Below are 21047 nucleotides of genomic sequence, written 5' to 3'. Positions count from 1 at the left end.
CCGGTCAAACATCGACGTCTCCAAAGCAGTTCTCCCAGCTTGTTGATTGGTGTCAGCGGACAGCCGTGAGATGCATGTCGCCCAACGTCGTCGGCAGGCTGCGGGTAATGAGGTCGACAATCGCCCGGTGCAGGCCCTCATCGTTGCCATCGCCCGAGCTGATCGGAAAATTCCCGTCGACCGGCCGGCTCGGACCGGCGAGCGGGACATTCCCCGCATTGCCCAGCGGCTGGGCCGCCTTCTTGTCGATGACGTCAAACGTCTTGCCGTCGATCACCCTGATTTCGTAGAGCGCATAGATCTGGCTGTAGGACTCCGTCACCGTGCGGTAGGTGATGAAGCCGACGCCTTCGACCTTTCGGTGGCCGCCACCGTAGACCGCCTGCGCCTTGGTGATGACGATATACGCATCGAGCCCTTGCGGAGACACCTCGGTCCGAACCAGTTGCTTGAACGGATCGCCGCGAACCAGGTTGGCGGGCGTGAACACGGAATCCTTGATCGTGGCAAAGGCGGAACGGCTGTACGTGACCGGCTGCACCTGAAAGCGGCCGCCCAGCGCCGCCGTCGCCTGCTGGACGATCAGATCATCAAGCCCCCACGGTTCGATCGGGAAGCTTTTGCTGCCATTGTCCAGGCCCGTAAGCCCTCCCTTGGCGACGGTCGCTTGATCGCCGACCGCCGAAATGATGCCGACGGTCTTGACCGCCTGCAGCTTGCTCTCGCTGGTCGCGAACGTCGCGCACCCGGCCACATTTGCGGCGACAAGAACGACCGCCGCGAAGCTCGCACATCGACCGCTGCGTCGCATGGGCTCTCATTGAACCTTGACGTCGAATGAATAGGAGGCGCCGACGCCGAACGTGGTCTGATTTGCCGAGCCGCGGACCGTCACGATCGGGCTCTTCGCGGCGTCGCCGAGCAGTCGATCATATTCGACATAGGAATGAACTTCCCACTTCGGATTGATCCGATACGACAGCTGCGCGCCGACACCGGCCGAATGCGTCCCGCCTTTGGCGTCAAACACCGGCAGCCCGGTCGCCATCGCATGCACGGTATCGATGCTGAAATAGGGCGAGACCGCCTTCGCGGTCTCCACGGTGAAGCGCGGTCCGGCCGAAACGGTAAGGCCGCCAAACACCGGCACGATGAAGTCCGCCGAGAAGTCGGAAACGATGCCGTGGTGCCCGCCGAAGCCTTGACGCGTCTCGTTGCGCACACGAAACCAGTCGACCGGAAAGTATTCGACGAATCCACCGAGCTCGAAGGCCGCGCTGACGTCGGCAAGACCGCTGAGCTCGGAATACCTGCTCGCTTTTCGCGACGTCACGAACTTGCCGACAGGACCGGCCCGAAAATCACCGAAGTCGACGATCGCGATGCTCGCGTTGTCGCGCGGGCTGCGAAACTGGTCGACGGTGCCGGGGCGACGGATCGCGAAAACCGGGACCGGGGCGAACTTGCTGTGGTTTGTACCCTCGAAATCCGGTCTGGACGCGCCGCTCGCGCCAATCATCACAGTCCAGTTGCCCGAGACCGAGGGCAGGAAAGGGACTGAAAAAGGCGGAGCCGGCAACGTGAACGCGGTTTGCGCGGCAGCCTGACCGGGAAAGGCCGCGACAACGCCGAATGCGGCAGGAAGAGCAGCAACGACGGCACGACGCGCGGCCTTCGCCGCGCAAGAACGGGAGAACTCTCGCATGGCGGAATGCTCAAAACCTCTGACCTGGGCCTTGTGGGAAGGGTTGCTGCATGGTCGCGGGTAGGTGGCCTGTGAACATTGCCCGAAGATTGCCGCGCCGCGAGCGCGCGCAAGACGCGAAAGATTCGTGGCTTGTCTCGTCAAAGCGGACTGTCGACGCCGGGCGCGATGCCGACACAATCGTCTGCAAGATCATCCGCCGACCATGCGAGGGAAGGTCTGTGCGCTTTCTCGTGATCGAAGACGAACCGCAAATCGCCGCCTATCTCGACCGGCTGCTCGGACAGCTCGGCGGCGTTATCGACATCGTCGAATCCGTTACGGATGCGAGGCATGCGCTCAGCAGTTTCAACTACGATCTGGCGATCGTCGACCGAATGCTGCCCGATGGCGATGCACTCAATATCGTCACGACGCTGAGCCGACAGCCGGAGAGGCCGGCCATCATCATGCTGACCGCCAGGGACGCCAAGGAAGACGTGATCGACGGGCTGAACGGCGGCGCCGACGACTATCTGGGCAAGCCCTTCGAGCCGCAGGAGTTCATCGCGAGAGCACGGGCCGTGCTGCGGCGGCCTCGCGTAGTCGTGTCGTCAATGCTTTCGTTCGGCAATGTCGAACTGAAGGTCGGCACCAACGAGGCGACCGTCGCCGGCCACACGGTCCTGCTCCGGCGCCGCGAGGCCTTGATTCTCGAGGCGCTCTTGATGCGACGCGACCGCGTCATCGCCCGCGAGGCGCTGATCGAGGCCATCTACGGATTCGACACGAGATCGAATCCAACACCCTCGAGTCGCAAGTGTCTCGGCTTCGCAAGAGGCTGTCCGAACTCGGCAGCAATGTCGAGATCCGCAGCATGCGGGGCATCGGCTACATTCTGAGGATGGCAAATATCCGATGACGTCGATCGCACGGACATTGACGCTCTCGCTCGGGATGGCCGCCGCCGTGATTTTCTTCGCCGCGCTCGGCCTCGTCTTCTGGCTGTTCATCGCGAAGGAGCCCGAACGCGGCGGCTGCTTTGCGGCCGCCTACGTTCTTGGTCGCGCCACCGAGGTCAACCCCGGCGACAGGCTCACAGTCCGCCCCACCGCCCGGTTGGAAGAGCTGAAATCCCAAAGCCCGGATCTGTGGTACGTCGTGGCTTACGGCGATGTGACCAGTGAATTCGGGCGCGAACGCAGGCCACTGCTGCCGGTTTCGCTGCCCTTTGTCGGACCGAGCGGTCTGTCCATGCTCAAGTCGCTCGACCAGAAGAGCTCGTTCTGCATGGTCGTCATGCACAGCGGCCGCGTCCCCGAACTCGTGATGATGATCGGAAACGCCCACGTCCGTCTTGACCAGATCGCGATGTGGTTCATCCTGAAAAATCTGTTGGAGATTTCCCTCTACGCGGCGGGGTACGTATTGATCGTGGCGATCGGCGTGTTCCTCGCCGCGCGCTTCGTGGCGCGCAGCATCGAACGGGTGACGAAGCTTGCGCTCGCGATCGATCCGGCCGCGCCGCAGGGATCGATTTCGCTCGATCGGGTCCCCGCGGAACTGAAGCCGCTGGCCACGGCGCTGAACCGCGCGTTTGATGAAATCCACGCCTACATCCGGATGCAGCGCCGGTTCCTGGGCAATGCCGCCCATCAGCTCCGCACTCCCCTGACGTTGTTGCGTGCCAGGGTCGAGGACGTGGCCGATCCCGCCTTGCGGGTGGAGCTGATTCACGATGTCCGACGGCTGACATCGCTTGTTTCGGCCATGCTGGACCTGGCGCGGCTGCAAAACGGGACGCTCGAAAAGCGGCCGATCGACCTTGCGACCGTGACGCGCGACGTGCTGGCGGATTTCAGCCCGTCGGCTTTGGACGCCGGGATCGAACTCTCGCTGGACCACAGCGACGAACCGGCCACCATGGTGCAGGGCGTCGAAGCTGCTGTCAGGAGCGCGCTGGCCAACCTGGTCGGCAACGCGCTGATTCACGCCCGGGGCGCCCGATGCATCAGGGCCAGCCTCAGCCGCGGCCGCGTATCGATCAGCGACGACGGCGCCGGACTCGCTCCGGGCTCGGAGCGCAAGCTGATCGAGCCATTCCAGACCGGCGGCACGGCCAGGAACAGCGCCGGCCTCGGCCTGTCGATCGTGCAGGAGATCATGGCCTCGCATGGGGGTGAGCTCGTCATTGCGTCGAACCGTGGACAGGGAACGACCGCTTGCCTTCGCTTTCCGGAGGCCGCGTTGGCGATGCCAATTGCGCGCGCGGCCGGGGTAACCTGAGGGCGGCCGGTTGATGCGACTCGGATCGGCGATCATCGCATCCGGAGGCCGGTCAACACCCAGCGACGCATCCGGGAGCCCGAGCGCCTACCAGGGCGTCGCCTCCTTTCCCGGATCAAGTTGCGCACCGACGATGCGCGGTGGCGCTACCGCACCACGCCCGACGTGAACCCCGCCTTGCGGCGCGGCGGCTTGATCTCTTTCTTCAGGAAGCAATGCGCGTCGCGGCCGGCATAGCCGGGCCGGGCATAGGTCCAGGCGCGGCACTTGTTGTCGGCGGTGCAGGCGGCCTGGCAGGCCTCGTCGCCGTCGCTGCTCTTCAGCTCAAAATTCTTGTAGTCGCCGCCGAGCCGGTCGATCGAGGTTTCGATGGCGCCGTTGCGCGGTTCGACGACGCCCGCGCCACGCACCCCGGAGACGCAGCAGACGTCCTGCACCCGCGCCGGCACGGTGTTCTTCAACCAGCACACCGCACCACTATTGGCGTCAGTCGGATAGTTGAAGCTCCAGGCGCGGCAGCGGCGGTCGCGCTCGCAGGTGAGCGCGCAATCGGCGGGATCGCCTGATGTCACCGGCGCATTCAGGTAGTCGCCGCCGGGACGGTCGAAATTGGTCTGCGCCAATGCCGGGCGTGCGACGAACGCGGCTGCAAGAACCACGAACATCACCATCCACGCCCTAAAGAGGCGACCTATCCCCATGAGATTGCTTTCAAATTCGCACAGCCCCGCGCACTCCGCGGGGCGTCATTTGAACGCCATGAACCTGTATGGCTGATGAACGGCGGGTGCGACACCACCGACGTCCCCGCGCGTTCCGGACCCGGATCAGAGGTTGACCGGGGATCAGGGCGGCAGTTGCGCGCACGATCCAGATGCGGGCTGAAGCAGATTGGGTCTTGCGATTTCGTTTCGGCGGAATGACGCCGACACGTCCAAATCCACGCGTTTGACCCAATCGAGCCGTTCGATTGATTACTTAGAAATCATGAGAGGCGTCGTTCACCTGCAGCGACTTCAAACGGACGCCTCGGTCGGTTCTGACATCGTTATGCGGTTCTTTACGCTGGGACGCTCCTGCATCCTTGCGTACCAAGCCTGAAGTGCCTCGCACTCCGCTGGCACCGGCAACTTGACGAGCCCCGCAAAGATCAAGCCGCCTATGACCGTGATGTCGGCCATCGAGAAGACCTCACCGGTGACGAACGGCTGTCTTTTCAGAATGCCATCGAAGTAGTGCATACCCCTTAGGGCTTTGTCGCGCTGACGGAACCCCCACTCGGCGTTCTGGTAGATCTCGACGTGAGGCCCTAGTCCCGGCGTGGCATGGTGGAAATAAACACTGATGGCGTCGAGTAACTCCAACTCGGCGCGCTTGCTCATCATGTGGATCAAGCCCTTCTCGCGCGGTGACCTGCCGGTGAGTGCGGGAGCGCCGTCAAGCGCGTCAAGGTATTCGGTAATGGCCGTGCACTCGGCAAGGAAGGTCCCGTCGTCGAGTTCGAGCACCGGCAGCGTGCCTGAGTAGTTCTTGGCGAGGAACTCGGGCTTCTTGTGCTCGCCTTTCCAGAGATCGACCGAAACAAACTGAACACGCGATTGCAGGTTCTTCTCGGCCAAAGCGATACGGACGCGGGCCGGATACGGGCCGGTGGCCCAATCGTAAATCTTCATGGTCACTTCCTTTGCCTACCTAACGCTTGGTAGGACCAATACGAGTTACAGTTTGGGCTGTCAATGCCTATCTGTCACTTGGTAGGTAGCTGGAGGCGAAGCAGCAGCGGTGAGGCCGTGAAATGATCGCAAGCTCTAAGGAAGCCATCCTCGCGGCCGCCAAGCGGATCGCGCAGGCGCATGGCTACAGCGGCTTGAATTTCCGCGATCTCGCGGACGATGTGGGCATCAAGGCCGCGAGCATCTACCATCATTTCCCGAGCAAGGCCGATCTCGGCGCAGCGGTAGCGAGACGCTATTGGGAGGACACCGCGGCTGATCTCGAGTCGATGCTGGCAGAGACTTCGGATCCGGTCCGCTGCCTCAGTCGATATCCCGATGTGTTTCGCAAAGCGCTCGAGAGCGATAATCGCATGTGCCTCTGCAGCTTCATGGCTGCCGAATATGATGACCTTCCCGAAGCGGTGAGGCAGGAGGTCAAAACCTTTGCCGACGTCAATGTGGCGTGGCTGCGCAGGGTTCTGTCCGCTGCGGCCGTGGTCAGTTCCGACGAAAGCGAAGGGCGGGCTCGCGCCATCTTCTCCGCTATCGCCGGCGCTCAGCTGATTGCGAGGAGCCGCTCGGATGTGTCGCTCTACGACGCGTTGATCGATAGCTATCGCTTGGCGGGCCTCCTACCGGCATAGATAGTGCAATCTTCGATAGCCGACGCGTGGCACGGAAGCCCGGCGATTGGCGACCTCCTGCTTCAGCCGGCGCTGAAGCCGCGGGCAAGAGGAATGCGTCAGCGCGAACATTCGCTTACGGACGTACCGCGAAGATCGGCTTGCGTCCGCAATGCGCTTCAACGCGAACGTCATTCGACCAATCTGGATTGAGGTTCGCGTCTTAGAAGGCGTACTCCTGATAGACCGGCTCCACCGAGCCCTTCCAGGGTCCGTTGAACTTCTCCAGCATCTCCTCCGCCGGCGAGCGGCCGGTCTCGATGATGCGCTCGAGCGGTTCGAGGAAGCGGCTCTCGTCGCGTCCGAGATGATCGATCCGGCCGCGCCGCCGCAATCCGGCATGCGACAGGATCAGGCATTCCTTGGCGATCTCGAACAGATAGCGGTCCTTGATCCGCGCCTTGAAGCCGAAACGCGGCACGTCGTCGCGCAGCGCCTGCCGCTCCGGCGCGGTCCAGTGCCGGACGATGTCCCAGGCGGCATCGAGGCTGTCATTGTCGTAGAGCAGCCCGACCCAGAACGCCGGCAGCGCCGGCAGCCGGCCCCACGGCACGCCGTCGGCGCCGCGCATCTCGAGGTAACGCTTCAGCCGCACCTCGGGGAAGATCGTCGACAGGTGATTGGCCCAGTCCGACAGGGTCGGACGCTCGCCGGGCAACGCGGCATTCTTGCCGGCGAAGAAATCGCGGAACGACGAGCCGGAGACGTCGATATATTCCTCGCCGCGCTTGACGAAATACATGGGAACGTCGAGCGCGTAATCGACGTAGCGCTCGAAGCCCATGCCGTCCTCGAATGCGAACGGAATCATGCCGCTGCGCGCATTGTCGGTGTCGCGCCAGATCTCGGAGCGGAACGACAGGAAGCCGTTGGGCTTGCCTTCGGTGAAGGGCGAGTTGGCGAACAAGGCGGTCGCGATCGGCTGCAACGCCAGCGACACCCGCAGCTTCTTCACCATGTCGGCTTCGGAGGAGAAGTCGAGATTGGTCTGCACCGTGCAGGTCCGGAACATCATGTCGAGGCCGTATTTGCCGACCTTCGGCATGTAATTTCGCATGATCTTGTAGCGGCCCTTGGGCATCGCCGGGATCTGCGCCCGCGACCAGGACGGCGTCATGCCGAGGCCGAGGAAGCCGATGCCGAGCGGGGTTGCGATCTCCCGCACCTGCGCCAGATGCGCCATCAGCTCCGACTGGGTCTGATGCACGGTCTCGACCGGCGCGCCCGACAATTCGAACTGCCCGCCCGGCTCGAGCGAAATCGCGCCGCCGCCGGTGACGTCATAGAGCCCGATGATGTTGCCGCGCTCCATGATCGGCTCCCAGCCGAGCAAGAGCTTCATGCCCTCGAGCAGCGCGCCGATGCCCTTCGCGCCTTCATAGGGCACGGGGTGATGGCCCTCGAGCGTGAACGGGGTCTTCTCGTGCTCGGTACCGATCCGGAATTCGGACTCGGGCTTCACGCCGGCTTCAATCCACGCCACGAGTTCGTCGCGCGATTGCAGCGGCGTCATGTCGATCTGGTCACGCGCCATAGAAAATCCAACTCAAGGGCGCTTCGATCGAAGGCGCGCGGTGGCAGGGACATCCGTGGGCCACAACGGCCGCGGATGATGGGGTCAGGAATATCATCGGGCAGGTACGCCGTCTCGCGCCGGCGCGGCCTTGGTATCGCTCTTTGCATCGACCTTGGCGTCGCTCTTGGCGTCGCCGCAGGAGCAGCCGAGACGGTCGAGCAGACCGCAAAGCCTGGCCGCGTCGGCATCGGACAATTTCGAGCCGACATGCTTGTCGATCGCGGCCGAGTAGGCGCTCCACATCTTCTTCTGGAGCTCGCGACCGGCCTCGGTGATCTCGACGAACTGGCCGCGCTTGTCGATCTTGCATTCGCGCCGGGCGGCAAGCCCTTCGTCGACCAGCTTGTCGATCAGCCGCGAGGTCGAATATTGCGGGATCAGCATCTGCCGCTCGAGCTCGACCGGGCGCAGCTCGCCCGACGGCGCGCGCGACAGCTCGAGCAAGGCGTCATACCAGGCGAGCGGCGGAAAGCCGGCCTTCTTCAAATCCTGCTCGACGCAGTCCAGCACCCGGCTCGGCACCCGCATCAGGCGGATCCAGGCGGCCGTCGCCTCGCTCGATAGCTTGCGTTTCATCGTCTAGCCCATATGGTCCCGGAACCCACTGTACCGCACTGAATGCATCTGCATCAATCTTGACTATTTCATGCAGGTGCATGTAGGCAATCCCTCTCCGGACGCCAAGAACAAGGGAAGGAATACCCCCATGAAGCTTTATTACTCCCCCGGTGCCTGCTCCCTCTCCCCCCACATCGCCCTGCTCGAGGCCGGCCTGCCCTACGACCTGGTCAAGGTCGATCTGCGCGCCAAGAAGCTCGAGAACGGCGACGATTTCCTGCAAGTGAACCCCAAGGGCCAGGTGCCCGCGCTGGCGCTGGATACCGGCGAGATGGTCACCGAAGGGCCGATCATCATCCAGATGATCGCCGACAGGGTCGCCGACAGGAAGCTGGCGCCGGCTCGGGATTCCAACGAGCGCTACAAGCTGCTCGAATGGCTGAACTACATCACGACCGAGCTGCACAAGAATCTCGGCCCGATGTTCTCGCCGGTGCTCGCCGATGACGCCAAGGCGTTCTTTAAGGACCGCGCCATGGGCAAGTTCAAATATGTCGAGAGCCAGCTCGCCGGACGCGACTATTTGATGGGCAACCAGTTCACGGTCGCCGACGGCTACCTCTTCACCATGATGATGTGGGCGCAGGACCGGCTCGGCTTCGACTTCTCCGGCCTGCCCAATGTGACGGCCTACAAGGCCCGCGTCGCGGCGCGCCCGAAGGTGCAGGAAGCGCTGAAGAAGGAAGGCCTGCTGAAGGCGGCCTGAGCTTTCGAGCCAGTTTCGTCAGACGTGAAAGGGCCGGATCAGGATCCGGCCCTTTTTTCTGCGCGCGACCTAAGAGGTCGCGGCAAGGAGTAGCGCCTGGTCTCGCTGTCGCGCCTCAGCGCGCTGCAACGGGATTCCGCGGCTGCTCGGCGAACACGGCGAGCTGACCGCATCGATCGCGCATGTTGCGCCGCAAGATATCGATCAGGTCAAGCTGGGCGTCGGCTTCATCGAATAGGCATTCAGGGAGAAATGAGCGGTGCAAACTTTCGGCACGCGCTGGAACAAATCAAATTTAATCCGCATTCTACCGGTTAAGACTAAGTCGGTGTACTTCCGGCTGAGGGCGTAGCTGTCCTTGTTCGAGCGATCCAACTACCCGACTATGACCTGCGGCGCGCCCTCCGCTCCAACTGGTCTGAAAATGTGACGATCGCCTTGACGCTTTTATTGACCAGCACGCTCGTTGGGCTGGCAACCAGTTTGTACTTTCGGGTTTGGACATTGATGCTGGTGTCGCCGCTGATCGCGGTGCTCGCGGCAATCGTGCTCCAATCGGACGGCTATGCCTTTGCCACCGGCGCCCCGATCGTCGTCGCCTGCCTCGTCTTCAACCAGATCGCGTATCTCATCGGCGCTGTGCTCTCGCCGGACCATGACGGCTCAATGGCGGAAGAAGTCGACGGCATTCCACGCGGCCGCCGCGAGCACTAGGTCCACGGCCAGAACGAGTAGCACCAGGCCGAACCAGGAAGGACCCTTGCCCCGCAAGCGCAGCGGATTCCCTCGTCGCGGCGGTGAGAGCGAGACGGAATGCTTGCCGGTGACGTCGGCGGCACCTTCCTTGAGCACAGAACGCATTGCAGGACACCCCAACCCTGATCGTCGTCTTGCCGATCATCTTGGCGATCGACCAGCAAGAGTGATGCCAGCAGCATGGTGCCAGTGGGGAGCAAGCGTGGCGGGACTTTGACCTGCGCGACCGTCACGCAACAGGATCAAGTCGGATCGATGACCGGGCCATTTTGGTTTCGTCATTGCGAGCGGAGCGAAGCAATCCAGTCCTCCGCTGAGGTATGGATTGCTTCGTCGCTTCGCTCCTCGCAATGACGCGGCCGGAGCCTACTCCACGGACTAAGCCGCCTGCTTCTTCGGCGGGAAGCGGCCGTAGAAGGTCTCGCCCTTGGCCGCCATCTCCTCGAGCAGCTTCGGCGGCGTGAAGCGCGAGCCGTATTTCTTCTCGAAGGCGTGGCAGAGCGCGACGAAATTCTTGGTGCCCATGAAGTCGATGTAGGACAGCGCGCCGCCCGTGAACGGCGCGAAGCCGAAGCCGAGGATCGAGCCGACGTCCGCCTCGCGCACGTCGGTGATGACGTGATCCTCGACAGTGCGCGCGGCTTCCACCGCCTGCACCACCAGGAAGCGCTGCTTCAATTCCTCGACGCTCAGCGTGTCGGGATCGAGCTGCTTCGGCTGCAAATCGGCCAGTCCCGGCCACAGGCTCTTCTGACCCTTGCCCTTCTCGGGATAGTCATAGAAGCCCTTGCCGTTCTTGCGGCCGAAGCGGCCCTGCTTCTCGACCATCTCGACCATCAGCTTCTTCTGCGCCTGGTCGATCGCGTTGGGGCCGAGATCGGCCTCCGTCGCCTTGGTGATCTTGAGCCCGAGATCGAGCGCCACCTCGTCCTGCAGCGACAGCGGCCCGACCGGCATGCCGGCCATCCTGGCGGTGTTCTCGATCATCGCCGGCGGCACGCCTTCGAGCAGCATCTCATTGCCCTCGGAGATGTAGCGCATCACGCAGCGGTTGGCGAAGAAGCCCCTCGAGTCGTTGACAACAATGGGCGTCTTGCCGATGGCGCGGACATAGTCGAGCGCGGTCGCCAGCGCGACGTCACCGGTGTTCTTGCCCAGGATGATCTCGACCAGCATCATCTTCTCGACCGGAGAGAAGAAGTGGATGCCGATGAACTTGCCCTGGTCCTTGAACTCCTCGGCCAGCGAATTGATCGGCAGGGTCGAAGTATTGGAGGCGAAGATCGCGCCCGACTTCAGCAGCGGCTGTGCCTTGGCGTAGGTGTCGGCCTTGACCTTGCGATCCTCGAACACCGCCTCGATGACGAGGTCGCAATCCCTAATCACGTTGTAGTCTGCCGTCGCCGAGATGCGCGCCAGGATGGCATCGGCCGCCTCCTGCTTCATCCGCCCCTTGGCGATCAGCCCGTCGACCACGGCCTTGGCGTGGCCCTTGCCCTTGTCGGCGCTCTCTTGATCACGATCGACCAGCACGACGTCGATGCCGGCCTGCGCCGAGACATAGCCGACGCTGGCGCCCATGAAGCCGGCGCCGATCACGGCGAGCTTCTTGACCTTGGTCGGCGGCACATTGGCCGGACGGCGCGCGCCCTTGTTCAATTCCTGCATCGACAGGAACAGCGAGCGGATCATCGCCGCCGCTTCCTTCGAGCGCAGGATTTGCGTGAAGTAGCGCGACTCGACCCGCAGCGCGGCGTCGATCGGCAGCTGCAGCCCTTCATAGACGCAGCTCATGATGGCGCGCGCGGCCGGATAATTGTCGTAGGTCTCGCGGCGATAGATCGCGTTGCCCGCCGGGAACATCTGCATGCCCATCTTAGAGAAGACGGGGCCGCCGGGCAGCTTGAAGGTCTTCTCGTCCCACGGCGCGACGGCCTTGCCGCCACCCTTGATCCAGTCCTTCGCAGCCTTGATCAGGTCGGCCGCGGGCACGACGGCGTGGATCAGGTTGAGCGCCTTGGCGCGGGTCAGATTGACCGCCTCGCCCTTGAGCAGCAATTGCATCGCGTCCTGCGGCGACACCAGGCGCGGCACGCGCTGGGTGCCGCCGGCGCCCGGGAACAGGCCAACCTTGATCTCGGGCAGGCCGAGGCGAGTCTTGGGGTTCTCGGCCGCGACACGGTAGTGGCAGGCCAGCGTGATCTCGAAACCGCCGCCGAGCGCGAGGCCGTTGATCGCGGCGACCCACGGCTTGCCCGAGGTCTCGATCGCGCGGAACGACTGCGACATCTGGCGGCTCTGCTCGAACAGCATCTGGTTCGCGGCTTCTTCGCCCTTCTCCTTGAAGAGCTGCGCGTAGCTGCGGTTCATGCCCTCGAGCATCGAGAGGTCGGCGCCGGCGCAGAACGCCTCCTTGGCGGAGGTGATCACGACGCCCTTGATCGCGGCGTCGCCGGTCGTCTGCTTGATGATCTCGCCGATCTCCTGGGTCGAGACCTCGTCGAACACGTTCATCGAACGGCCGGGGATGTCCCAGGTGACCAACGCAATGCCGTCGGCGTCGACGTCGAACTTGAAATTCTTGTAAGCCATGTTGTTCGCTCCCCTCGCCTCAGACGCGCTCGATGATGGTGGCGGTGCCCATGCCGCCGCCGATGCACAGCGTCACCAGCGCCGTTTGCTTGTTGGTGCGCTCGAGCTCGTCGAGCACGGTGCCGAGGATCATCGCGCCGGTCGCCCCGAGCGGATGGCCGAGCGCGATCGCACCGCCATTGACGTTGATCTTGGCGTTGTCGATGTCGAACGCCTGGATGTAGCGCAGCACCACCGAGGCGAAGGCCTCGTTGAGCTCGAACAGATCGATATCCGACTTCTTCATGCCGGAGCGCTCGAACAGCTTTTCGGTGACGTCGACCGGGCCGGTCAGCATCATCGCCGGCTCCGAGCCGATATTGGCGAACGCGCGGATTTTTGCCCGCGGCTTCAGGCCGAGTTTCGCGCCCGCCTCCTTGCTGCCGAGCAGCACCGCGCCGGCGCCGTCGACGATGCCGGACGAATTGCCGGCGTGATGCACGTAATTGACCTTCTCGACCTCGGGATGCGACTGGATCGCCACCGCGTCGAAGCCGGCCATCGCCGCCATCGCCGCGAAGGACGGCTGCAGCTGCGCCAGCGACTGCATCGTCGTGGTCGGGCGCATGTGCTCGTCCTTGGCGAGGATGGTCAGGCCGTTGATGTCCTTGACCGGCACCACCGACTTGTTGAAGCGGCCCTCATCCCACGACTTAGCCGCGCGCTGCTGGCTCTGCACGGCGTACGCATCGACGTCATCGCGCGAAAAGCCGTATTTGGTCGCGATCAGGTCGGCCGAGATGCCCTGCGGCATGAAATAGGCCGGCACCGCCATCGAGGGATCCATCGGCCATGCGCCGCCAGAGGCGCCGATGCCGACGCGGCTCATCGATTCCGCGCCGCCGCCGATCACGAGCTCATGCTGGCCGCTCATGATCTGGGCAGCGGCGAAGTTCACGGCATCGAGGCCGGAGGCGCAGAAGCGGCTGATCTGCACGCCCGGCACCTTCTCGCCGAGACCGGCCTTCAGCGCGGCGAAGCGGGCGATGTCGGAGCCGGCCTCGCCGACCGGATCGACCACGCCGAGGATGACGTCGTCGACGGAGTCCTCGGGCAGATTGTTGCGCTCCTTGAGCGACGTCAGCGGCACCGTGGCGAGCGCCAGCGCGGTGACCTCGTGGAGCGCGCCATCGGCCTTGCCGCGGCCGCGCGGGGTACGAACGTGATCGTAGATGTATGCCTCAGGCATGACGCCCTCCTTGATATGAGGATCATAATATATACGGAAGGAAGCGCCACCGCACGGGTGCGGCGGCAATTTTCAAGGCTTTCTTGTTTGACGCGTTTTCTTCATGCGAACCGGTATCCACTTCGCTGGAAAACGCTTCAGAACGCTTCCGCGGCCAATTCCATCGTGGTGGCGCTGCCGCTCTGGATCCGGGCCAGATGCACGGCGGTCTCCGGCAGCAGTCGCTCCATGAAGAAGCGGCCGGTCACGAGCTTGGTGTTGAGGTAAGGCGTCGTGCCGGCGGCGGCCTTGTCCTGCGCCACCTTGGCCATCTTCGCCCACATATAGCCGAGCGCGACGAGGCCGAACAATTTCATGAAATCGGTCGCCGCGGCGCCGGCATTGTCGGGCTTGGTCAGCGCATTCTGCATCAGCCAGCCGGTGGCCTGCTGCAGATGGCCGAGCGCCGTGGAGAGCGGGGCGATGAACGGCTTCATCGCCTCGTCGCCGCCATGCTCCTTGGCGAAGGCGGTGACCTCGCCGAAGAACGCCATCGCGGCGCGGCCGCCGTCGCGCGGCAATTTGCGGCCGACCAGGTCGAGCGCCTGGATGCCGTTGGCACCCTCATAGATCATCGCGATGCGGGCATCGCGCACGAACTGCTCCATGCCGTGCTCGGCGATATAGCCGTGGCCGCCGAACATCTGCTGCGCCGAGACCGTGTTGGCGAAACCGGTGTCGGTCAGAACGCCCTTCAGCACCGGCGTCATCAGGCCCATGTGATCGTCGGCGGCCTGGCGATCCTTCGGGTCGTTGGAGCGGTGCGCGACGTCGCTCTTCAGCGCGGTCCACACCACCATGGCCCGCGCCGCCTCGTTGAAGGCGCGGATGGTGAGCAGCGTGCGGCGCACGTCGGGATGCACGATGATCGGATCGGCCGGCTTGTCGGCCGCCTTGACGCCGGTCAGCGCGCGGCCCTGCAGGCGCTCCCGCGCATAGGCGACCGCGTTCTGATAGGCGACCTCGGACTGCGCGAGGCCCTGCACCGCGACGCCGAGGCGGGCCTCGTTCATCATCACGAACATGCCCTGCATGCCCTTGTTCTCTTCGCCGATCAGCCAGCCGGTGGCATTGTCGTAGTTCATCACACAGGTGGAATTGCCGTGGATGCCCATCTTGTGCTCGATCGAGCCGCAGGTGACGCCGTTGCGCTGGCCGAGCGAGCCGTCGGCATTGACCAGCACCTTGGGAACGACGAACAGCGAGACGCCCTTGATGCCGGCCGGCGCGCCTTCGACGCGGGCCAGCACCAGGTGAATGATGTTGTCGGCAAGATCATGCTCGCCGGCGGAGATGAAGATCTTGGTGCCCGTGATCTTGAAGCTGCCGTCGGCCTGGCGCACCGCCTTGGTGCGCAGCAGGCCGAGATCGGTGCCGCACTGCGGCTCGGTCAGGTTCATGGTGCCGGTCCACTCGCCGGCGATCATCTTCGGCACATAGGTCTTCTTCTGCTCGGGGGTGCCGTGCACCAGCAGCGCGGCGGTCGCGCCCATGGTCAGCCCGCCATACATCGAGAACGCCATGTTGGCGGAGATCTGGAATTCGTTGACCGCCTGCGAGAGCGTCACCGGCAAGCCCTGGCCGCCAAATTCAGTCGGCGCCGACAGGCCGAGCCAGCCGCCTTCGGCGACCTGCTTGAAGGCGTCCTTGAAGCCCTTCGGCGTGGTGACGCTGCCGTCGTCATTGCGCTTACAGCCTTCGAGATCGCCGGTGCGATTGAGCGGCTGCAGCACCTCTTCGCTGAGCTTGGCGGCTTCGCCGAGGATCGCCTCGCGCACATCGGCCGACGCATCGGTGAAGCCGGGAAGATTGCCATAGCGGTCGATCTGGAAAACGTCGTTCAACAGGAAGCTGACGTCTTCGACGGGGGCTTTGTAGGTCGGCATGCTGATCTCCCGGCTGGCTCGCGGTCGCACGCGCGACCGATGCTGCGCAGCTTGTCCTTGGGTTTGTTGGAGCGGACCTTATCCGGTTCCGGAGGCCCGCGGCAGGTCCTAGCGAGACTGTGATTGCGACGTTGCGCCGCTCTGCTTCATCAATTCCTCGCCCATCATCCGATGCAGCAGGTTGATCGCCTTGAGCGGGCGCACCATCACCTTGAAATGCGTGATCCGGCCGTCACCGTCGAACGTGATGATGTCGACGCCGTTGAGCTTGATGCCTTCGATCTCGTTCTCGAACTCGAGCACCGCGCCGCTGTCGCTCTGCCACTCGCCGAGATACTTGAAGGTCGGGCCGCCGAGCACCTTGGCGGCGCTGGTGAGATATTTGAAGGTGATGTCGCGGCCGCGCTGCGGCGTGTGCACGACCGGGCTTTCGAACACCGCGTCGGGATGCAGCAGATCCCACAATGCGGCGGTGTCGTGGGACTTCATGTAGGCGTACCACTTGTCGAGGCCCGGCTTGCTCATTCGGACGTCTCCTGCGGCAGGGGGTTGAGAGGCCTGAACATCGGCCGCGCGCGACAAGGCGGCACGCCGATCACCATATGCATATTGACGCATATGCACAGTTGCGCATAAAGTCAAGCGAACTTCAGAATGGCTGATACGGGAACTGAGATGGAGGTGGGCGTTGGCACTCGGTGACGCAATCCTCGCATGCCTCACGGAACGTCCGATGACGGGCTATGAGCTCGCCAAGACGTTCGACGCCTCGATCGGCTTCTTCTGGAAGGCTGACCATCAGCAGATCTACCGCGAGCTCTCCCGCCTGCGCGACAAGGGCCATGTCCAGGGCCGCGAGGTGGTGCAATCCGGCAAGCCGAACAAGCTGGTCTACACCCTGACGGCCGAGGGCCGTGCGGCGCTGAAGCACTGGGCAGCGCGGCCGAGCGTTCCGCCCTCGATCAAGGACGACCTCTTGGTCCGGCTCTATGCGCTCGACTGCGTCGACATCGAGCCGCTGCGCACCGACCTGATGGCGCGGCTGGAGCATCACCGCGACCGCTATGAGCGCTACGAGCGTCTGCTCAACAAGCGCTTTCCCGACGGCACCGCGCCGCCGGCCGATGTCGGCAAGATGCTCAGTCTGCGCCTCGGGATGCGCCATGAGCACATGGTGGTGGAGTGGTGCGAGGAAGCGCTCGACGCGCTGTCGGCGATGTCCGGCCGCGGCAATGTGCTGCCGCTCGACGACGGCAAGCGCGAAGGCAACGGCTAGAAACAAATCTCGTGCTTTGCGCGTGCCGCCACGCGCCACGGAATCCGCTTTGCCGGAAAGCGATAGGCATGTCCTGATCCGGCGCAACAGGTTCCCGGATTCCCTAACTTTAAGGCCCGCCGGCTGCATTCCTTAACCCGTTATTTACCGTGACGGGAAAAAGTCAGCAGCTGAAGCAGACGACCAGCGCAGAATTCGATTGTCTCTTAACGGGAATGCGCGGGGAGGCTGCGGGCGCAGGGTGTAGCGCCGGAGTCGGGACCGGACGGAATCATGAATTCGCGCGTATCGTGGAGTGTTGACGGCATCGATCCCTCCGTCCGCGACAGGGCCGAGGCGGCTGCGCGCCGCGCCGGCATGTCGCTGAACGACTGGCTCAATTCCACGGTCGGCGAACCCAGCCCGCCGGATTGGCGCATGGCGCCCGAGCAACGGCAGCCGATGCCGAGCCGGGAAAGCCGCGAGGTCGCCGACATCCATCAGCGGCTCGACGCGATCACCCGCCAGATCGAACAGATTGCAAAGCCGATGTCGCGCGCCGAAGCCGTGCGCGCCGAAGTGCCGCGCGGCCAGCCCGCCGTCGCACGGCAGCTCAACGACGCGATTTCGCGGCTCGATGCGCGGCTGTCGCAGATTTCGCGACCGCAGCCGGCGCGCGAGCCGCAACCCCAGCCGATGCGTGAAGCGCAGATGCAGCGGGAGCCGCAGATGCAGGACCGGCAACTGGAGGAAAGGCTGCGCCAGGCGGAAGCGGTCGAGCGCGCCGCAGCCCAGGTTTATCGCCCCTCGCCGCCGCTGAGCCCGGCCTCATTCGATTCCGCGATCGCGGAGATCGCCGCGCGCCAGAACGAGCTCGACGCATCAGCAGCGCGGCAGATGCCGCCGCGCAACGCTCAGCCGATGCCGCAAGCGGCACCGCCGATGGCCGCCTATGCGCCGCCGCCGGCTGCGCCGGCCGGGCCCGACTTCTCCTCGCTCGAGCGGCATTTGCTCAAGATCACGAGCCAGATCGAGGCGCTGCAGCGGCCCGACCATATCGAGCAATCGATCGCGGCGTTCCGCGGCGAGCTTGCCGAAATCCGCCAGGCGATCACCGAGGCGATGCCGCGGCGGGCGATCGAATCGATCGAGAACGAGATCCGCTCGCTGCATCACCGGATCGACGAGATCCGCCAGGACAGCAGCAACGGTCAAGCCCAGGTCATCACCGGCATCGAACGCGCGCTGTCGGAAATCCGCGAGGCGCTGCGCACGCTGACGCCCGCCGAGCAGCTCACCGGCTATGACGAAGCGATCCGCAATCTCGGCGGCAAGCTCGACATGATCCTGCGCGCCAACGACGATCCGTCGACGGTGCATCAGCTCGAGAGCGCGATCGCCGCGCTCCGCGCCATCGTCTCCAATGTCGCCTCCAACGACGCGCTGCTGCAGCTCTCCGGGGACGTGCATGCGCTGGCCGCGAAGGTCGACCAGCTGTCGCAGATGTCGCGCGCCGAGTCCCACGTCGATGCCTTCGCCGGGATCGAGCAGCGCATCGCCGCATTGGCCTCGACGCTGGAAACCCGCGAGCGGCCGGTCGCCGGCTACGACAATACCGACGCCATCGAGGGCGCGCTGCGCTCGCTGTCGGAGCGGATCGACCGTCTGCAGGTCGGCAACGACAGCTCGTCGGCGTTCACCCATCTCGAGCAGCGCGTCTCCTATCTGCTCGAGCGCCTGGAGTCCGCCGACCAGCGTTCCGGCAATCTCGGCCGGGTCGAGGAAGGGCTGCATGACATCATGCGGCACCTCGAAGCGCAGCACGCCCATATCGCTTCGCTCGCCGACGCCACCCGCAACCACGTCAACGCCGCCTCGCCGCAGCCGATGATGGACAGCGGCATCGTCGACCTCGTGAAGCGCGAACTGTCCGACATCCGCTTCAGCCAGTCGGAGACTGATCGCCGCACCCAGGATTCGCTGGAGACCGTTCACAACACGCTCGGCCATGTCGTCGATCGGCTGGCGATGATCGAAAACGATCTGCGCACGGTGCGCACCGCGCCGCCGGCTCCGCCCGCCCCTGCTTATGCCGAACCGCGGATGGAAGCACCGCGGATGGAGATGCCGCGCGCGGCGATGCCGCAGCCGACCGCGCAGCCTGAATCATATAAGCCCGAATCGTACAGGCCTGAATCGTACCGGCCCGAATTGCCCAATCCTGCGCTGGCGCAGGAGCACTTCATGTCCGCGCCGCGCGAATTCCATGCCGCGCAGCCGGTCGAGACCGCACCGCCGCCGCTGCCGCCGCGCGCGATCAGCGAGATCCTCGAGCCGCATGCCGCCTCCGCGCGCGCTGCGATCGCGCCGGATCTGCCGCCGGACCATCCGCTCGAGCCAGGCACGCGCCCCTCGGGCCGCGCGTCGTCGCCGTCGGAGCGGATCGCGGATTCCGAGCGCGCGATCTCTGATCTTCCCGCCGGCAAGAAGGAGCCGGTCTCGACCTCGAGCTTCATCGCCGCCGCGCGCCGCGCCGCGCAGGCCGCCGCCGCGCAGCCCGTCAACGACAAGGCCGCGCGCGCAGCGAGCAAGGCCGCAGCCAAGGCCAAGGAGAAGGCCGACAAGGCCGCGAAGGCCGCCGCCGGCAAGGCCGGCGCGCCCGCGACTGGTGCGCCGGCGACTGGCGCTGTCGAAGCGCAGCCTTCGACCATCACCTCCAAGATCCGCTCGCTGCTGGTCGGCGCGAGCGTGGTCGTGATCCTGCTCTCGACCGCCAAGATGGCGATGAACCTGCTCGACACCAGCTCCGCGCCGCAGACGCCGGCGATCGAGCACAGCGAGCCGGCAGCGCCGCCCGTGCAGCCGCCCGCCGAGAACTCCGTTCCCCCTGCGCCGTCCAGCGCACCCGGGCCGTCAGTGCCCGGGCCGTCGATGACCTCGCCGACCCCGCTCGGCCGCCAGTCCAACAACTCGGCGGCGCCGAACACGCTCGACAGCGCGCAGGTGACGATCCCTCAGGCTCCCGCGCCCGCCGCGGCGCCGGAGCCGACTGCGGCACCGCTCGCCGCCGCCAGCGACATCACCGGCACGATTCCGACCGCGCCGCCGCTCGGCGGCAAGCTTGCTATGGTCCAAATTCCGGCGGGCGAGAAGCTGCCCGACGCGATCGGCGGTCCGGCGCTGCGCACGGCCGCGATCAAGGGCGATGCGGCCGCGGCCTATGAGGTCGGCGTCCGCTTTGCCGAAGGCAAGGGCGTGCCCGCCAATGTCGACGAAGCTGCCAAATGGTATGGCCGCGCGGCACAGGCCGGCGTGGTGCCCGCGATGTTCCGGCTCGGCACCTTCTACGAGAAGGGCCTCAGCGTGAAGCGCGACTTCGATGTCGCACGGCGCTACTACGTGCAGGCCGCCGAGCGCGGCAACGCCAAGGCGATGCATAACCTCGCCGTGCTCGACGCCGATGGCGGCGGCAAGGGCGCCGACTACAAGAGCGCCGCGCAGTGGTTCCGCAAGGCGGCCGATCGCGGCGTCGCCGACAGCCAGGTCAACCTCGGCATCCTCTATGCCCGCGGCATCGGGGTCGAACAGAACCTCGCAGAATCCTTCAAATGGTTCAGCCTCGCAGCCGCGCAGGGCGATGCCGACGCCGGCCACAAGCGCGACGATATCGCCAAGCGGCTCGACCCGCAGTCGCTGGCCGCAGCGAAGCTTGCGATCCAGACCTTTACCCCCGAGCCGCAGCCGAGCGATGCGGTCAACGTGCCGTCCCCGGCCGGCGGCTGGGACGGCGCGGCCGTGCAGCCCGCGGCGGCGAAGTCCGTCAAGCCACCGTCGAAGCGGACCGCGGCGCTGGCCGCACACTAGGGCCTTTTCGGTTCTGATTGAATCAGAACCGAAGCTCTAGATTCTTGTTTGACGCGTTTTCTTCACGCGAACCGGTATCCACTTCGCTCGAAAACGCTCCAATCGCCCTCATTTGAAAGCTGCTGCGGCGCCTTGACGGCGCCGCTGTCCTAGCCCTCC

General features: G+C 64.8%; 17 protein-coding genes. 7 read left to right on the top strand and 10 right to left on the bottom strand.

Translation table 11 applies throughout. The features are described 5' to 3' along the window. Positions 1 to 52: 52 nt before the first annotated feature. Positions 53 to 811: a hypothetical protein gene (locus ACOIX3_RS03825; protein WP_420968464.1), complete on the bottom strand. Its 759-nt coding sequence runs from the start codon at positions 809 to 811 to the stop codon at positions 53 to 55. A 6-nt stretch (positions 812 to 817) separates the two neighbouring features. Then, positions 818 to 1519: a MipA/OmpV family protein gene (locus tag ACOIX3_RS03820; protein WP_420968463.1), complete on the bottom strand. Its 702-nt coding sequence runs from the start codon at positions 1517 to 1519 to the stop codon at positions 818 to 820. A 236-nt stretch (positions 1520 to 1755) separates the two neighbouring features. Here ACOIX3_RS03820 and ACOIX3_RS03815 point away from each other — a divergent pair, with 236 nt between their 5' ends. Continuing rightward, entirely contained in the window at positions 1756 to 2586 is an 831-nt protein-coding gene (locus ACOIX3_RS03815; protein WP_420968461.1) for a response regulator transcription factor, read from the top strand. A gap of 16 nt (positions 2587 to 2602) precedes the next feature. Further along, the gene (locus ACOIX3_RS03810) at positions 2603 to 3970 is read left to right on the top strand and encodes a sensor histidine kinase (protein ID WP_420968460.1); all 1368 of its coding nucleotides are present in this window, start codon (positions 2603 to 2605) and stop codon (positions 3968 to 3970) included. A gap of 146 nt (positions 3971 to 4116) precedes the next feature. On the opposite strand, the gene ACOIX3_RS03805 is transcribed toward ACOIX3_RS03810, so the two are convergent. Then, positions 4117 to 4641, bottom strand: a complete 525-nt coding sequence (locus ACOIX3_RS03805; protein WP_420971966.1) for a PAN domain-containing protein — start codon at positions 4639 to 4641, stop codon at positions 4117 to 4119. A gap of 345 nt (positions 4642 to 4986) precedes the next feature. Continuing rightward, complete coding sequence (locus ACOIX3_RS03800) at positions 4987 to 5643, bottom strand: glutathione S-transferase (RefSeq protein ID WP_420968459.1); 657 nt, start codon at positions 5641 to 5643, stop codon at positions 4987 to 4989. A gap of 122 nt (positions 5644 to 5765) precedes the next feature. On the opposite strand from ACOIX3_RS03800, the gene ACOIX3_RS03795 reads away from it, so the two are divergent. Beyond that, a complete protein-coding gene (locus ACOIX3_RS03795) occupies positions 5766 to 6329 on the top strand; it encodes a TetR/AcrR family transcriptional regulator (RefSeq protein WP_420968458.1) in 564 nt (187 codons plus the stop codon). Positions 6330 to 6531: 202 nt separating this feature from the next. On the opposite strand, the gene ACOIX3_RS03790 is transcribed toward ACOIX3_RS03795, so the two are convergent. Further along, positions 6532 to 7902: a glutamate--cysteine ligase gene (locus tag ACOIX3_RS03790; RefSeq protein WP_420968457.1), complete on the bottom strand. Its 1371-nt coding sequence runs from the start codon at positions 7900 to 7902 to the stop codon at positions 6532 to 6534. Between the two features lie 93 nt (positions 7903 to 7995). Continuing rightward, positions 7996 to 8520: a MarR family winged helix-turn-helix transcriptional regulator gene (locus ACOIX3_RS03785; RefSeq protein WP_420968456.1), complete on the bottom strand. Its 525-nt coding sequence runs from the start codon at positions 8518 to 8520 to the stop codon at positions 7996 to 7998. Positions 8521 to 8650: 130 nt separating this feature from the next. On the opposite strand from ACOIX3_RS03785, the gene gstA reads away from it, so the two are divergent. Together gstA and ACOIX3_RS03775 are read left to right on the top strand one after the other, a co-directional pair. Then, the gene (gstA, locus tag ACOIX3_RS03780; protein WP_176528831.1) at positions 8651 to 9268 is read left to right on the top strand and encodes a glutathione transferase GstA; all 618 of its coding nucleotides are present in this window, start codon (positions 8651 to 8653) and stop codon (positions 9266 to 9268) included. A 426-nt stretch (positions 9269 to 9694) separates the two neighbouring features. Continuing rightward, complete coding sequence (locus tag ACOIX3_RS03775; protein ID WP_420968455.1) at positions 9695 to 9982, top strand: hypothetical protein; 288 nt, start codon at positions 9695 to 9697, stop codon at positions 9980 to 9982. A gap of 420 nt (positions 9983 to 10402) precedes the next feature. Here the strand turns inward: ACOIX3_RS03775 and ACOIX3_RS03770 are convergent, their stop codons facing one another. The 4 genes from ACOIX3_RS03770 to ACOIX3_RS03755 all read right to left on the bottom strand — a co-directional run bounded on the left by ACOIX3_RS03770 (position 10403) and on the right by ACOIX3_RS03755 (position 16294). Beyond that, positions 10403 to 12616 carry an FAD-dependent oxidoreductase gene (locus ACOIX3_RS03770; protein WP_420968454.1) on the bottom strand — a complete coding sequence of 738 codons (2214 nt, stop codon included), beginning with the start codon at positions 12614 to 12616 and terminating at the stop codon, positions 10403 to 10405. A 19-nt stretch (positions 12617 to 12635) separates the two neighbouring features. Then, positions 12636 to 13844 carry an acetyl-CoA C-acetyltransferase gene (locus ACOIX3_RS03765; protein ID WP_420968453.1) on the bottom strand — a complete coding sequence of 403 codons (1209 nt, stop codon included), beginning with the start codon at positions 13842 to 13844 and terminating at the stop codon, positions 12636 to 12638. 137 nt (positions 13845 to 13981) lie between these two features. Beyond that, positions 13982 to 15769, bottom strand: coding sequence for an acyl-CoA dehydrogenase C-terminal domain-containing protein (locus tag ACOIX3_RS03760; protein ID WP_420968452.1), 1788 nt, complete (start codon positions 15767 to 15769; stop codon positions 13982 to 13984). Between the two features lie 108 nt (positions 15770 to 15877). Next, on the bottom strand, positions 15878 to 16294 hold the full coding sequence (locus ACOIX3_RS03755) for a nuclear transport factor 2 family protein (RefSeq protein ID WP_420968451.1): 417 nt from the start codon (positions 16292 to 16294) through the stop codon (positions 15878 to 15880). Positions 16295 to 16457: 163 nt separating this feature from the next. Here ACOIX3_RS03755 and ACOIX3_RS03750 point away from each other — a divergent pair, with 163 nt between their 5' ends. Further along, positions 16458 to 17045, top strand: a complete 588-nt coding sequence (locus ACOIX3_RS03750) for a PadR family transcriptional regulator (protein ID WP_342724883.1) — start codon at positions 16458 to 16460, stop codon at positions 17043 to 17045. Positions 17046 to 17318: 273 nt separating this feature from the next. Next, positions 17319 to 20888: a hypothetical protein gene (locus ACOIX3_RS03745; RefSeq protein WP_420968450.1), complete on the top strand. Its 3570-nt coding sequence runs from the start codon at positions 17319 to 17321 to the stop codon at positions 20886 to 20888. Positions 20889 to 21047 lie beyond the last annotated feature (159 nt).

Origin of the sequence: Bradyrhizobium sp. B120, assembly GCF_049075665.1 — a bacterium.
Taxonomy (GTDB): domain Bacteria; phylum Pseudomonadota; class Alphaproteobacteria; order Rhizobiales; family Xanthobacteraceae; genus Bradyrhizobium.
Note: the sequence above shows the minus strand (reverse complement) of the source record. Positions and strands in the feature narration are given on the sequence as shown.

Excerpts from the sequence above, each read along its gene's own strand:
- ACOIX3_RS03785 (WP_420968456.1), bottom strand. The coding sequence starts at position 8,520 with ATGAAACGCAAGCTATCGAGCGAGGCGACGGCCGCCTGGATCCGCCTG.
- ACOIX3_RS03745 (WP_420968450.1), top strand. The coding sequence starts at position 17,319 with ATGAATTCGCGCGTATCGTGGAGTGTTGACGGCATCGATCCCTCCGTC.
- ACOIX3_RS03770 (WP_420968454.1), bottom strand. The coding sequence starts at position 12,616 with ATGGCTTACAAGAATTTCAAGTTCGACGTCGACGCCGACGGCATTGCG.
- ACOIX3_RS03815 (WP_420968461.1), top strand. The coding sequence starts at position 1,756 with ATGGTCGCGGGTAGGTGGCCTGTGAACATTGCCCGAAGATTGCCGCGC.
- ACOIX3_RS03760 (WP_420968452.1), bottom strand. The coding sequence starts at position 15,769 with ATGCCGACCTACAAAGCCCCCGTCGAAGACGTCAGCTTCCTGTTGAAC.
- ACOIX3_RS03820 (WP_420968463.1), bottom strand. The coding sequence starts at position 1,519 with ATGATTGGCGCGAGCGGCGCGTCCAGACCGGATTTCGAGGGTACAAAC.
- ACOIX3_RS03765 (WP_420968453.1), bottom strand. The coding sequence starts at position 13,844 with ATGCCTGAGGCATACATCTACGATCACGTTCGTACCCCGCGCGGCCGC.
- ACOIX3_RS03805 (WP_420971966.1), bottom strand. The coding sequence starts at position 4,641 with ATGGTGATGTTCGTGGTTCTTGCAGCCGCGTTCGTCGCACGCCCGGCA.
- ACOIX3_RS03800 (WP_420968459.1), bottom strand. The coding sequence starts at position 5,643 with ATGAAGATTTACGATTGGGCCACCGGCCCGTATCCGGCCCGCGTCCGT.
- ACOIX3_RS03790 (WP_420968457.1), bottom strand. The coding sequence starts at position 7,902 with ATGGCGCGTGACCAGATCGACATGACGCCGCTGCAATCGCGCGACGAA.
- ACOIX3_RS03795 (WP_420968458.1), top strand. The coding sequence starts at position 5,766 with ATGATCGCAAGCTCTAAGGAAGCCATCCTCGCGGCCGCCAAGCGGATC.
- ACOIX3_RS03810 (WP_420968460.1), top strand. The coding sequence starts at position 2,603 with ATGACGTCGATCGCACGGACATTGACGCTCTCGCTCGGGATGGCCGCC.
- ACOIX3_RS03755 (WP_420968451.1), bottom strand. The coding sequence starts at position 16,294 with ATGAGCAAGCCGGGCCTCGACAAGTGGTACGCCTACATGAAGTCCCAC.
- ACOIX3_RS03825 (WP_420968464.1), bottom strand. The coding sequence starts at position 811 with ATGCGACGCAGCGGTCGATGTGCGAGCTTCGCGGCGGTCGTTCTTGTC.
- gstA (WP_176528831.1), top strand. The coding sequence starts at position 8,651 with ATGAAGCTTTATTACTCCCCCGGTGCCTGCTCCCTCTCCCCCCACATC.